15 protein-coding genes are annotated in these 12,128 nt (G+C 35.3%); 1 reads left to right on the top strand and 14 read right to left on the bottom strand.

Features of this window, described 5'->3' with window-relative positions:
• Positions 1-5: 5 nt before the first annotated feature.
• From cobA to ID741_RS09940, 8 genes are all read right to left on the bottom strand, one after another.
• Positions 6-950 carry a uroporphyrinogen-III C-methyltransferase gene (cobA, locus tag ID741_RS09975; protein ID WP_438719860.1) on the bottom strand — a complete coding sequence of 315 codons (945 nt, stop codon included), beginning with the start codon at positions 948-950 and terminating at the stop codon, positions 6-8.
• A 2-nt stretch (positions 951-952) separates the two neighbouring features.
• The gene (locus ID741_RS09970) at positions 953-1,255 is read right to left on the bottom strand and encodes a nitrite reductase (NAD(P)H) small subunit (RefSeq protein ID WP_218325095.1); all 303 of its coding nucleotides are present in this window, start codon (positions 1,253-1,255) and stop codon (positions 953-955) included.
• A gap of 1 nt (position 1,256) precedes the next feature.
• Entirely contained in the window at positions 1,257-3,689 is a 2,433-nt protein-coding gene (nirB, locus tag ID741_RS09965; protein ID WP_438719859.1) for a nitrite reductase large subunit NirB, read from the bottom strand.
• A 104-nt stretch (positions 3,690-3,793) separates the two neighbouring features.
• On the bottom strand, positions 3,794-4,243 hold the full coding sequence (locus ID741_RS09960; RefSeq protein WP_438719858.1) for a precorrin-2 dehydrogenase/sirohydrochlorin ferrochelatase family protein: 450 nt from the start codon (positions 4,241-4,243) through the stop codon (positions 3,794-3,796).
• Positions 4,224-4,919 (bottom strand): sirohydrochlorin chelatase, encoded by a 696-nt coding sequence (locus ID741_RS09955; RefSeq protein ID WP_438719857.1) that lies wholly within the window; start codon positions 4,917-4,919, stop codon positions 4,224-4,226. Before ID741_RS09955 ends, ID741_RS09960 begins: the two co-directional genes overlap by 20 nt.
• A gap of 11 nt (positions 4,920-4,930) precedes the next feature.
• Positions 4,931-5,563, bottom strand: a complete 633-nt coding sequence (locus tag ID741_RS09950; protein ID WP_218325091.1) for a response regulator transcription factor — start codon at positions 5,561-5,563, stop codon at positions 4,931-4,933.
• On the bottom strand, positions 5,560-6,546 hold the full coding sequence (locus ID741_RS09945) for a sensor histidine kinase (protein WP_438719856.1): 987 nt from the start codon (positions 6,544-6,546) through the stop codon (positions 5,560-5,562). Before ID741_RS09945 ends, ID741_RS09950 begins: the two co-directional genes overlap by 4 nt.
• Positions 6,547-6,552: 6 nt before the next feature.
• Positions 6,553-6,981, bottom strand: a complete 429-nt coding sequence (locus ID741_RS09940) for a GAF domain-containing protein (protein ID WP_438719855.1) — start codon at positions 6,979-6,981, stop codon at positions 6,553-6,555.
• Positions 6,982-7,088: 107 nt separating this feature from the next.
• On the opposite strand from ID741_RS09940, the gene ID741_RS09935 reads away from it, so the two are divergent.
• Positions 7,089-8,576, top strand: coding sequence for an amino acid permease (locus ID741_RS09935; RefSeq protein WP_438719854.1), 1,488 nt, complete (start codon positions 7,089-7,091; stop codon positions 8,574-8,576).
• 41 nt (positions 8,577-8,617) lie between these two features.
• Here ID741_RS09935 and ID741_RS09930 read toward each other — a convergent pair whose 3' ends face one another.
• The 6 genes from ID741_RS09930 to lepB form a co-directional block, all read right to left on the bottom strand.
• Positions 8,618-8,905 carry a putative quinol monooxygenase gene (locus tag ID741_RS09930; RefSeq protein ID WP_218325088.1) on the bottom strand — a complete coding sequence of 96 codons (288 nt, stop codon included), beginning with the start codon at positions 8,903-8,905 and terminating at the stop codon, positions 8,618-8,620.
• A 10-nt stretch (positions 8,906-8,915) separates the two neighbouring features.
• Positions 8,916-9,275: a VOC family protein gene (locus tag ID741_RS09925; protein ID WP_438719853.1), complete on the bottom strand. Its 360-nt coding sequence runs from the start codon at positions 9,273-9,275 to the stop codon at positions 8,916-8,918.
• 126 nt (positions 9,276-9,401) lie between these two features.
• Positions 9,402-9,812: an Ohr family peroxiredoxin gene (locus tag ID741_RS09920; protein WP_218325086.1), complete on the bottom strand. Its 411-nt coding sequence runs from the start codon at positions 9,810-9,812 to the stop codon at positions 9,402-9,404.
• A gap of 106 nt (positions 9,813-9,918) precedes the next feature.
• Positions 9,919-11,220, bottom strand: a complete 1,302-nt coding sequence (locus tag ID741_RS09915; protein ID WP_438719852.1) for a DUF438 domain-containing protein — start codon at positions 11,218-11,220, stop codon at positions 9,919-9,921.
• Positions 11,221-11,451 (bottom strand): DUF1858 domain-containing protein, encoded by a 231-nt coding sequence (locus ID741_RS09910; protein WP_438719851.1) that lies wholly within the window; start codon positions 11,449-11,451, stop codon positions 11,221-11,223. It lies immediately after the preceding gene.
• A gap of 119 nt (positions 11,452-11,570) precedes the next feature.
• Entirely contained in the window at positions 11,571-12,110 is a 540-nt protein-coding gene (gene lepB / locus ID741_RS09905) for a signal peptidase I (RefSeq protein ID WP_218325083.1), read from the bottom strand.
• Between the last annotated feature and the right edge of the window lie 18 nt (positions 12,111-12,128).

Raw genomic sequence — 12,128 nt, 5'->3', positions numbered from 1 at the left:
TCCTTTCAAGTTTGATAAAGTTCTTTTGCTTTTTTATCTACAAAAATAACTTCATGGTACGATTGTTCTGCCAAATATCTTTCAGAAATACTATCAAAACGAAGATCTCGTTTTTCGCCTACTTGTTGCCACCAAACATCTGCACCTTTTTCAGTGTAAGCAATTAATTCTGATATTTCAGGAGATCTTGTACTAACTAATAAGACACGCTGACCATATTTTGGTAGCTGTTGAAACCAATTATAACTAACTTCATTAGAAACCACCTCGCCAACAATAATCATTGCTGGATTAGTTATTTTTTGCTTTTCAATTAAGTCTTCAATTGTTAGTAATGTACCCACTGCTTTTTGTTGACGGCCGTATGTCCCCCAACTTATGGCACAAATTTTTGTGTCAGGTAAAAAACCATGATTGATTAAATGCGGAATAAATTTTTTTAATGTCTCTACACCCATGTATAAACAAATCGTTTGATTTTTTCCCATGACAGGAAAGTGATTTTCTTCACTTGTTTGGATACGCCCCGTCATAAAGGTGACCGATTGCGCTTGTCCTCTTTCAGTCAAAGGCATGCCGTTATAGACAGCTGTACCACTAGCAGCGGTTATTCCCGGAATAACTTCAAAAGAGATATGATTTTCTTTACAAACAGCTAACTCTTCTAATAATCTACCAAAAATCGCGGGATCGCCGCCTTTTAAACGCACGACCCGTTGATTTTTATTCCCATAAATAGTTAAAAGTTGATTAATTTCTGTTTGTTTCATGCTGGCAACGTAAGGCATCTTACCCACATAAATAAATTGACATGTTTTTGAACAATGAAATAATAATAATGGATTAACTAGACGATCATAGATAACAACGTCTGCTTCTTGCAATCTTCTTTGACCCTTTGCCGTAATTAATTCCAAATCTCCTGGTCCACTACCCACAAAAGAAATCATTGTTACACCTCAATGTAAATATCATCCGCTAAAATTTCTACTGGATAAGTTTTTACTTGTCCTTCATCTGGTTCTTGAATTTTACCGTCAATCAATGAAATTTTAAAATCTCGCATTGGTTCATAAACATATTCACCTGAAACCATACCCTCTAAGATTGGCCCTTCGGTTAAAGGACAGAAGTCTGCTAAAGCATAGATATTTCCAGCAGTTGTTTCGAAAACTGCAATTTTTTGATTATTAATTTCGACTGAACGTCCCACCCTTGGGATTAAATTTGATTTTTTAGTTGCTAATACTCTCATCTTATTCTCCCACCTTTACAACTTCTGGACGATCAATAGTATACATTTTTTCTCTCAAATCAGGATTACGAAGGACTACTCCCCAAGTGTCCTTACGACCTTTCGCAGCTGATGCACGATTTAAGTCTTTCCACAAATCCTTGCGTTTTTCTGGATCTAATAAAACAGACTGAACGTTTTCAAAGCCCATTCTTTCTAACCAAGGTGCTGTTCTTTCAGCATAGATGCCAGTTTCGCGATAATACTGCATCATCGCACCACAAATATCAACAACTTCTTCTTCCGTTTCTGCCGTAGTTAACAATTGTGCTGCTACTAATTCGGTTCCACCATTCCCACCAATATAAATTTGGAAACCATTTTCTACACCAATAATGCCGAAATCTTTAACAGCAGATTCTACACAACTTCTTGGACAACCAGAAACACCCACTTTAAATTTATGAGGTGTATCAATATATTCAAATTCTTCTTCTAATTTTACACCTAGCCCCATCGTATCTTGGGTACCAAAGCGACAGAAACTTTGACCAACACAAGTTTTCACTGAACGGAAAACTTTCCCGTATGCTTGAGCAGCTACCATATCTAATTCTTCCCAGATTTGTGGCAGATCTTCTTTCTTCACGCCGTATAAACCAATTCTTTGGGAACCAGTAACTTTTACTAAAGGTACATTGTATCTTTCAGCAACCTGTGCTAATTTCATCAATTGCTGTGGAGAAGTTTGACCCCCACGCATTCTTGGAACAACTGAAAATGTCCCGTCTTTTTGAATATTAGCGTGCATTCTTTCATTGACTACTCGTGAAGTACTCTCGTCTTGGTGCTCTTCTGGCCAAGCAACATTTAAATAGAAGTTAACGGCCGGACGGCATTTTGGACAACCTTCTGGATTTTTCCATTCTAGTGCTTCATAGACTTCTTTAGTTGAAGTTAAGTGTTTGGCATAAATTTGAGTTACAATTTGATCGCGATTCAAATCAGTACAAGAACAAATTCCGGTTACAGCAGTCACTGCGTCGCCTAGTTCATGTTCCAATAAAGCTTGAATTTGTGGTTTACATTTTCCACATGAAGTTCCTGCCTTTGTAACTTTACCAACCTCAGCTACACTTGTCAGACCCTTTTCACGAATGGAACGTAAGATTGCACCTTTTTCTACGCCGTTACAGCCACAGACAGTTTCATCGTCATCCCAATCGACAACACTTTCGGCGCCCCCAAGATTTTCACCAATCGCCTGTAAAACAGCAATAGTTTGCAAGTCTTCAATCGGTTGCCCTTTTTTCATCATATTGTAGTAGCGGCTACCTTCATCTGTATCACCATATAAAACGATTCCTTGAATTTTTCCATCTTTCAAAAAGATTTTTTTATATTTACGAGAAGCACTATCATAAGCTTCAATACTGTCTAAATCATCCGTATTCAAAATATTCCCTGCCGAATACAAATCAGCACCAGAAACTTTTAAAGAAGTGAAAGTTTTAGAACCTTGATAAGGTTTGATCTCTTCTTGATCCGTTAAAAGATTGGCTAAAACCTTGCCTTGTTCATATAAAGGTGCCACCAATCCATAAGCAATACCATTATGTTCAGCACATTCACCAACGCTATAAATATCTTTCTGACTTGTGTGCATGAAATCATCTACCACAATCCCACGGTTGACTTCTAAACCAGCCTCTTTCGCTAATTCAACAGCTGGACGAATACCGATTGACATCACAACTAAATCCGTTTCAAATTCTTCGCCATTAGAAAATTTTAGTCCTGTTACATGATTGTCACCTAATATTTCTTGGGTAGCGTATTCAATCAAAAAGTTCAAACCTTGATCTTCTAACTCAGCTTGCAATAATTTACCTGCTTTTTCATCTAACTGAGTTTCCATCAACCATTTTGCTAGATGAACAACGGTAACTTCCATTCCCTGTTCTTGTAATCCTTTAGCGGCTTCTAATCCTAGTAATCCGCCACCAATAACAACAGCTTTTTTATATTTTTCTGATGCTGCTAGCATTTCTTTCGTATCATCAATTGTTCTAAAAGCTACTACGCCTTCTTTATCAGCACCAGGTATTGGTAAAATAAATGGGTGTGAACCTGTAGCAATAATTAATTTGTGGTAGGGAATAACCAAACCTGATTCTGTAACGACACTTTTAATTTCTGAATCAATCCCTACAACTGGATCATCATTGATCAGAGCGATATCATTTTCATCATACCAACTAAGAGGGTTTGTGATGATTTCATCAACTGTCATTTTCTTTTGTAAAACATTAGACAACATAATACGATTATAATTAGGATATTCTTCTTTACCAATGATGGTAATCTCATACCGATCGGGATCTCGCTCAATAATTTCTTCTACCGTTCTGACACCCGCCATGCCGTTGCCGATAACGACTAAACGTTCTTTCATAATTTTCACCTCAGAATTATACTTTGTTAATATACTCACAATAAATGAAATAGATTTTAGATAATATAGGGGAATCCCCTATTTAATAAAAAAAAGCCGCCAATTTAAATTGACAGCTTTTCAAGTATATCCTTAATTTTGTTTTTAATTGCTTTGCTTCTTGTGGGAGACTGACCATGAGTAGTTATAGCTACTGAAAAATCCTTTTGCTTTAACAGTGCTAGGTTATAAAAGTTGCTGTTATTTTTATCACTTGTATCATTTACCAATTGGGTGCTTGACGTTTCCTCTAAGATTTCTTGATTAACTTCTTTCTGGTTAGTACAAATAAAAACCATTTGAAAATCTGTAGTATCACCTTTTTGAAAAACTCTTTTTTGCCAATTGATTTTTCCTTCTGAAGATAATATTTCCAGTTGGTTTGTGATTTCTGGTGCAATAACCACAGGACAACTTCCTTCAGCCACCAAACTTTGCACTTTTCGGGTACCAATCTTTCCGCCACCAAAGACAACAATCTTTATTTTTTCTAGATCAATTAGTACTGGATACATGCGCGTCCTTCAATCTCTCCCAAATAGCTGCTTTCAACGCCGGCTGATTTTCTAAAGTCGGTAGCCAAATATCATCGTCACCATGAATTTTAGTTATTTTTGTTTTAATTTTATTTAGTAAAAAGCCTGAAGTCAGAAACAATGGTAAAACTATAAATTCTTCTGGGTGGTTAATTAAAAAGTCTTGATAGTTTCCTTCACCAATGTAGGAAACAGGATAAATATTTCTACCACTTCTTAAACTAGCTGCATTTGCAATTCGACTTAGTTGTACATAAGGTTCTTGATAATGAGGCGTTCCATGAGCAATCAATAGGACAGCTGAATCTTCTTTTTTCTCTGAAATTTCTTCAACTACAAAATTCAAGACCGCTGCAGTAGTTCCTAAAGTTGGTAAAATACTAAAAGGGGTATCCATAAAATATTTTTTTGCACGTGTTGGCAAATCTTCATTAACATGCGTCGCTGCAAACAATAATACAGGTAAAAAAATAATCTCTTCAACTTTTTCTGTTTGCATTTTTTCCATAGCATCTTCTAATGTTTGTTCTTCGCCTTCTAATAATCCAATTGCAGAAGGATTTTCTAATTGCGCTTCTACTTCTTCGATGATTGAAAAATTAGTCTTTGACAATTTTTCGCGTCTTCCATGTAAAACAAAAATGATTCCTTTCATCCTCATACCTCCTAAAAATCAACTAAATGGTGTTTCAAACTATACCTTAGCAAGCCAGCATAGTTCTCCAGTCGCAATTTTTTACGAATATTTGCTTTATGAACTTCAACAGTCTTGACTGAAATAAATAACTTTTCAGCAATTTGTTTATTATTATATCCTAACGCAATAAGAGGTAAAATCTCTTTTTCTCGCTTTGATAAACTAGCATACAAAGGATCTTCCTTTTCTACGGCAAACTCAGATAGATCTTTTTTTGTGTAGCCATCATAAAAAATTTCTCCATTATAAACACGGCGAATTGCTTCTAATAATTTTTCATCGTCAGCAGCTTTTAATACAAAACCGTCAGCATTTGCTCCCAATGCTTCTTTTACATAAGAACGCTCATCATGCATCGTCAACATGATCACTTTTACTTCTGGAAAAGCTTCTTTCAATCGTTTTGTTGTCAATAGTCCATTCTCTCCTGGTGGCATTGAAATATCCATCAAAACAATATCTACTGGTTCATTTTCAACCTTCATAAAGACTTCGTGGCCATCAGCCGCATCGGCAACAACGTCCATATCTTTTTGCGCATTAATTAAAAAAGCCAAAGCGTTTCTAATCATTGCATGATCATCAGCAATTAAGATTTTCATTCCAAAACCTCCTTGATTGGCACTTTTAAAATAACTTTTGTCCCTTGGTGTGGTGCAGAAATTATATTCAGTTCTCCCGCAACAGCGTGTGCTCTTTCCTGCATGTTAATCAATCCAAATCCATTTTCCGCCCGTTTCAAATCAAAGCCTTCTCCTTGATCTTCGATGAGAACGTGCAGAAAATTATTGGTAAAGTTCAATGTCAATTCCACTTGGTTTACACCAGAATATTTCAATGAATTACCGACTGCTTCTTGAATAATTCGATAGGTTGAGATTCGGCTATTCTCACTTAAAGCCTCAAGTTTTCCTGTAACAGATAATGTAATTTCAAAACCTGTCATTTCAACTGTTCGCTCAACAAATTGTTCGATTGCCGGCACCAAGCCAAATTCATCAATCATCATTGGACGTAATTCTCCAGCCAAATCTTTGACTTCTTTTAACACATCACTAAAATGATGATCAATTTCTTTTAATTTTTCACTTCGTAAAGAAGGATCGATCCATTTTAAATTACGTGTTTCCAACATTAGGCTATAAATACTCTGAGCAATACCATCATGGAGATCTTGCGCTATTTTTTTCCGCTCGTTTTCACGGGCATTATTTAAATAGTTAAACATCGAATCACTTGGTTGGAGTAATGGACTTTTTTGAACTTCGATTTGAAGCATTATTTTACCTTGGTCCCTTTGTAAGCTCCCCCAAAATTCTTCTGGTTGTTGCTGATGATCCAATAAAACAAAAGGGAAGCCATTAGCTGAAATTTCCCCTTCCAATGGACAATTTAAGCATTCTTCTTTGGTACTATGTAGTGCACAACCCTTACCCTGACTGATTTCAATAATTTTTGTCAAATTTATTTGAAATTTTTCTTGTAGCTGTTCCGCTTTTTTCGTTCGAGCTAAAACGGTAGAACGATCATCCAGCAACCACAAAGCCTGTTTGATTTCACGAAATAAATTAGTGGTTACTTCCATAATATTTCACTCCTCTAATTTGCCTTTCAAAGCTTCACAAATCTGAACTAACGATTCTTTATCGTTTTCTGAAAAATATTTTTCTTGGCGATACCCCATTAAGACCACTCCATAAACTTCTCGATTATCAATAATCGGTGCAGCTAATGAAGATTGAAGTTTTTCAGTACGAGCAATTGGATACTCCGCTAATTTATCTGTTTGGCTTAAAATATGATGTTCTTCATGCATTCTGCCTGTTTTCCAAACAATGCCAGCAATCCCTCGACCGACTCGTAAACGAATTTTTTGATAGGCTGTTCCCTGATTTCCAGCGACATGTAGCCAACGAATTTCAGTTGTTTGATTTTTTTCTGCAACATTTTCTGCGACGCCTAAAAAATCACAACCTATTTTCTTTCTTTGCATTTCTAACCAGCTATTGATTTCTATCATCAAAACTACTCCAATTCCCTATTTTTTTCTCGTTCACTTGTACTTTGTTACAAATATCACTAATATAAGAATCAGGTTTCGCTTATTAATCTTGGAGGCTAAAAATTATGAAGAAGGATCTTTCCTTACCTACCTTAATCCTAATTATTACAACCACTGTTTTTTCTTTTTCCAGTATGACTACCGCTTTTTTCATGATGGGCAGTAAGTCTCTCCCCTGGTTTTTAATTAGCGGTGCTTGTTACTTCATTCCTTATGCTTTAATTGTCGCACAGTATACTAAAAAATACGCTGATCGATCAGGAACTATTTTTGACTGGTTAAAAGAATCCTTGTCCCCAAAGTTGGCTTTTATTACCGCTGCCTTATGGTATTGTAGTTATTTTACTTGGATGGTTAGTTTGTTCATGCGAATCATGATTCCATTTTCTATTTTACTATTTGGTAAAGATATTTCTAGTGCAGCCAGTTGGTTTGGCATTTCTAGCCAAATCTGGGTAGCTCTTTTATCGATTCTGTCAGTTTTCTTATTAACAGCTTTAAACACTCGTGGCTTTCAAGTGATAGTTTCTTTTTTGAAAATTTCAAGCTTTGCCATGGTCGGCTTACTAATCTTATCATTAATTAGTAATTTACTGATTATTAGCCGTCATCCTGCTGAGTTTTTCCCAAATATCATCGGTAGTATTCATGCGGATAGCTTTTTTACTGGCACAAATAACCAGTTTTTTTCACAACTACCATTTTTTATTTTTTCAATTACTGCTTTTGGTGGCTTAGATACTGTTGCTAGTTTAGCTGACCGCACAAAAAAAAGCAAAAGTCGTTTTCCTCGAGCAGTCATTATTGCTGCAGTAATTATTACTTTATTATACTTCATAGGTATTATTCTATGGAGTGGTGCGAATAACTTGGAGGCTTTAAGACAAACAAATCAGATGCATCTGGGTAATCTTATGTACGGTTTAATGGGTACAACTGCTAAAAACTTAGCTGTTAGTTTTAATTTTTCTAACAGTCAAACAGCACTACTTTATCAAATTTTTATTCGTTATACGGCGTTCACCTTGTTTGTTGCTTATTTAAGTTTGTTATCTTCAATTACTTTTGGGCCTTTAAAAAGTTTAATTCAAGGGACACCAAAAGAAATTTGGCCGAAAAAGTTTGTTTCATTAAATAGTAATCAGATGCCGGTTAATGCTTTATGGTTACAAGCCATGTTGGTAGCTTTAGTGATTCTTACACTATCTTTAAATAATCAATTTTTAGGTAATCTCTACAATCAATTAACCTATATGACAAATGTCGCTCGTTCTATCCCATATTTTGTAGTTGCCATCAGTTTTCCATTCTTTATTCGAAAAAATATTGTCAGTGATCATGAGCGTTTAATTCAAAATAAAAAAACCAATTATTTATTGTCGATCAGTGTCTGTCTTTGTATATTGCTAGCAATTGGTTTTCAAATTTATCAACCTTTTAAATTAGGCAATTATGTTGATGGTTTCAGCTTGATTATTGGTCCGATTATTTTTGTTTTTCTCTCACGTTTATTATATCAACGTTTTGAAAGACGACAAGCTTTGCAACTATAGTTAATAGAGAACTATTTTGCCAATAGTTCTCTACTTTTTTATTATTCAGGATAAGCTATCTTTTTCAGTTCTTTATCAGCAGCTAAATACTGATCGATTTCAACAATAAATTTTTTCAAATGGGCTGTTTCATTATGCAAGTCAACAGCTGCTTGATCCCGCCAATTTTCTATAATCATAAACTGATTTTTCGTATCCAAGCTCTCTAAACAATCATAGAAAAGAGCCCCTTCATCTTGTCTAGATTTACTCACTAAATCCTCTACAAATACTAAAAATTCTTCTCGTTTTTCTGGTTTAACTTTCAACAAAACATTAATAATTATCATTGTTTTCCTCCTAATATTCTTGATGGCAGACGGCTTCAATATTATAACCGTCAGGGTCAATTACAAAGGCTGCATAATAGTTTTCATGGTAATTAGGACGAAGACCCGGTGCCCCATTGTCTCTTCCACCAGCATTAATTGCTGCTTGATAAAATGCATCAACAATTTCCCGTTTGGTTGTGCCAAAAGCTACATGAATTTTAGTTGGCTCGCTTTTTAAAATCCATAGATCCCCACCATCACTGGCACCATAGCAAATTCCGTGGTCCATTTCGATTTTTACCTGATAGCCTAAAGGTGCCAAAGCTTTTGAATAAAACTCTTTGCTTTTTGATAAATCAGATACACCTAAACTTAAATGATCAATCATTCTTATCCCTTCTCTCTTTACTAATTTATTTTAGTATAGCAAATTCAAAAAGATTACAGGAGTGATCATTACAAATTTATGCAAAAAAATCACAAGCCGATTACTCAACTTGTGATTGTTCATTTATTATTCAGCATCTAAAGTAATCTTTACATTACCCTTAATTGCTTTAGAATATGGACAGATACCTTCTGTTTCTTCCATATATTTTAAAGTTTCTTCTTTAGACAAGCCATCGATTTTTCCAATTAAAGTCACTTCTAAATGTAAAGTATTAAAATCAGGCAAATCACCAAGTAAACCAACTTCAGCTCGGACAGAACGATGTAGATCCCCTTTACCATCACGTTCTAATGGGAAAACCATCGCGCCATTAAAACAAGCAGCAATTCCTGCTGCAAATAGTTCTTCAGGATTTGTATACCCCTCTTTTTTTGCACCAGTCGTTTTAACATCTAAATATCCTGTCACTGATTTACTTTCGCCTTCACGACCGCCTTCATTAACAACTGTTGATAGTGAGATTTTTTTTGCCATTTGAATCATCCTTTCTTGTCTATAAATTCAATATAGCATAAAAAAAATTTTTATTGTAATAAGCCGCTCGCATAGAACGTCTGTAAAACGTCATTATTAAACAAACTTATTCATCTAATAAACGATTTTGGCCTTCAATCTTTTGAATTTTAGTAATATCTTGAGTCACTTCTAAACAACCTAAGTATTCACCTTCTTGATCTTTTAAAGCAAAGTAGCGAATATAAACCTTCATCCCTTTCATATCGATCCAAAAATCAGCTGTTTCTCTCACACCTGCCCGAAAATCATCTAAAATTTGTTGCACAACATGCATACTTTTTGGCGGATGACAGTTAATTACTTCTCGGCCTAAAACGGAATTTGTACGTGGAAATACACGAGATTTTCCTTCAGAGTAAAAACGTACGATGTCATTTTTATCAACAAAGGTTAAGTCTACCGGCAATACTTGAAATATCGCAACCATTTCTTTTAGCTGTAATGAACCTGTCGGAAGACCAATTATTTCTGAGTTAGAGGTTATCGATTCTTCCACATTTTTAGTTAATTCTAATCCTGCAGCAATACCATCTGTGGTCTCTTTTGCTTGAGCAATTGCGATTTGCCTAGCCGGCTCTCTTTCGATTTCACTAGCCTTCGCTTTTTCACTAGCTTTCCATGGTAAAGGTTCGGGAATAAACGCATAGCCAATATCAAAACTATCAGCTGCAATTTTTTCCCAATCAGCTAAACTAAAGACATCTAAAGTCATCGGTACCATAATCTCTTCTTCTTTAAAAATCATTTCTTCAATTTCTGTTTTTAAAGCTGTCCACTTTTCAAAGAGCGGATTAAAGGCTGCTTTAGACGAATCAAGATAAGTAATTAATTCTTTTAGCATTTCCCGAATGTTATCATCCACGCCCCACATTACTTTAGGTGGCGCTGTGATACCGTATTTTTCCATATAAGAAAAAATGATCGTTTCTTTACGGGCATAATGTTTATCAATTTGTTTTAAATCAGTCAAGGCCGATAGCAAGCGCTCTTTTTGAGACCAATCGCCAGTTTTTATTTTCTGTAACAAATCATCCACTTCATCAGTCAATAACGATTGCAACACTTGATTTTCTAGCTTTAAGACAGCAACTGGATGCCCTGGTTGTTCATGCTCGTAATCAGAACGATGAATCTCATTAATGGAACCTTTAAAAACTGCCGCATGAATATTACATAATTTTTGAATTTCAGTCGGCGCTAGTCCACTTTGAATTAAAGCTTTTTCAGCAGCAGTGATTTCCGTCACATCGATACCATCAAATTCTTGATTAAACATCTCCTTGGCTTCTTCAAAGGAACCTCCTTGGTGTAATAACGACAAAATTTCAACAATTTTCTCTTGTCTTTGTGCTTTAGTTTGATCCATTTAATCTCCTCCTCTCACAATAAAACCAGCTTCTTCAAATTTTGTAACTATTTCTGCTAAAGGAATTTTTTTCATTTTTGCTCCTTTAGGTATTGTCATATAGCGGCCAGCTGTTTGAAGCATGCCTGGTTTGGCAATTTCTTTAAATCCATTAGCGGCCATTATGGTTTGAACTTCTGGAAAGTCTTTGACTATATCAAACAGGGTTCGCGATAAATCAATTTCTGGCATCTTATCCCTCCATATAATTAAGTATTTCACAAATATTGTAAACGTATTTTCATTGAAAAAATATAGGGATTTCCCCTATTTTTTTCACAAAAAAACTCTGAGACATTTAATCTCAGAGCTTAAGAAATAATTTTCATATCACTAAAAGGGTAATAAACAAACCTTGCTTTACCAATAATTTCATCCGCCTTGACGGTTCCAAAAGAACGACTGTCTTTAGAGATTCGGCGATTGTCTCCTAAAACAAAATACTGATCTTCAGGTAAGCGATCCTCACCAATTAATTCTCGGAGCGTGAAATTTGTCGTATAAGGCATTTGCTTGCTTGCATTTTTCTTTTGTAAATACGGCTCGGAAACAGCTTGGTTATTCACATACAATATATCATCTTGATAGGTAATTTGGTCTCCCGGCAATCCAATCACACGCTTAATATACGTAGTTTGATCTGCTTGTTCGAAAACAACGACATCAAAACGTTTCACTGATGTAAATTTCTCCATGATTACCATATCGGACTGTTTCAAAGTCGGTGACATGGAATTACCAGTCACCGGTACAGGAATTAAAATGAAACCCCGAATAATTACGCCAAAAAATAAAGCAATTATCAAATATTTTAGACCTAACCATAAATATTCTTTTTTAAATCTTTTCATCTAATCTTTCCTTTTAAT

This window comes from Enterococcus sp. AZ103 (assembly GCF_051714685.1).
Classification (GTDB): Bacteria; Bacillota; Bacilli; order Lactobacillales; family Enterococcaceae; genus Enterococcus_A; species Enterococcus_A alishanensis.
This window is presented reverse-complemented; position numbering and strand designations above follow the sequence as displayed.

Bases quoted from the DNA above. Each gene is read 5' to 3' on its own strand.
- ID741_RS09915 (WP_438719852.1), bottom strand. From the start codon at position 11,220: ATGGATCAAACTAAAGCACAAAGACAAGAGAAAATTGTTGAAATTTTG.
- ID741_RS09930 (WP_218325088.1), bottom strand. From the start codon at position 8,905: ATGATAATTATTAATGTTTTGTTGAAAGTTAAACCAGAAAAACGAGAA.
- ID741_RS09920 (WP_218325086.1), bottom strand. From the start codon at position 9,812: ATGGCAAAAAAAATCTCACTATCAACAGTTGTTAATGAAGGCGGTCGT.
- ID741_RS09935 (WP_438719854.1), top strand. From the start codon at position 7,089: ATGAAGAAGGATCTTTCCTTACCTACCTTAATCCTAATTATTACAACC.
- ID741_RS09945 (WP_438719856.1), bottom strand. From the start codon at position 6,546: ATGGAAGTAACCACTAATTTATTTCGTGAAATCAAACAGGCTTTGTGG.
- ID741_RS09950 (WP_218325091.1), bottom strand. From the start codon at position 5,563: ATGAAAATCTTAATTGCTGATGATCATGCAATGATTAGAAACGCTTTG.
- lepB (WP_218325083.1), bottom strand. From the start codon at position 12,110: ATGAAAAGATTTAAAAAAGAATATTTATGGTTAGGTCTAAAATATTTG.
- ID741_RS09910 (WP_438719851.1), bottom strand. From the start codon at position 11,451: ATGCCAGAAATTGATTTATCGCGAACCCTGTTTGATATAGTCAAAGAC.
- ID741_RS09925 (WP_438719853.1), bottom strand. From the start codon at position 9,275: ATGATTGATCATTTAAGTTTAGGTGTATCTGATTTATCAAAAAGCAAA.
- ID741_RS09970 (WP_218325095.1), bottom strand. From the start codon at position 1,255: ATGAGAGTATTAGCAACTAAAAAATCAAATTTAATCCCAAGGGTGGGA.
- ID741_RS09940 (WP_438719855.1), bottom strand. From the start codon at position 6,981: ATGATAGAAATCAATAGCTGGTTAGAAATGCAAAGAAAGAAAATAGGT.
- ID741_RS09960 (WP_438719858.1), bottom strand. From the start codon at position 4,243: ATGTATCCAGTACTAATTGATCTAGAAAAAATAAAGATTGTTGTCTTT.
- nirB (WP_438719859.1), bottom strand. From the start codon at position 3,689: ATGAAAGAACGTTTAGTCGTTATCGGCAACGGCATGGCGGGTGTCAGA.
- ID741_RS09955 (WP_438719857.1), bottom strand. From the start codon at position 4,919: ATGAAAGGAATCATTTTTGTTTTACATGGAAGACGCGAAAAATTGTCA.
- cobA (WP_438719860.1), bottom strand. From the start codon at position 950: ATGATTTCTTTTGTGGGTAGTGGACCAGGAGATTTGGAATTAATTACG.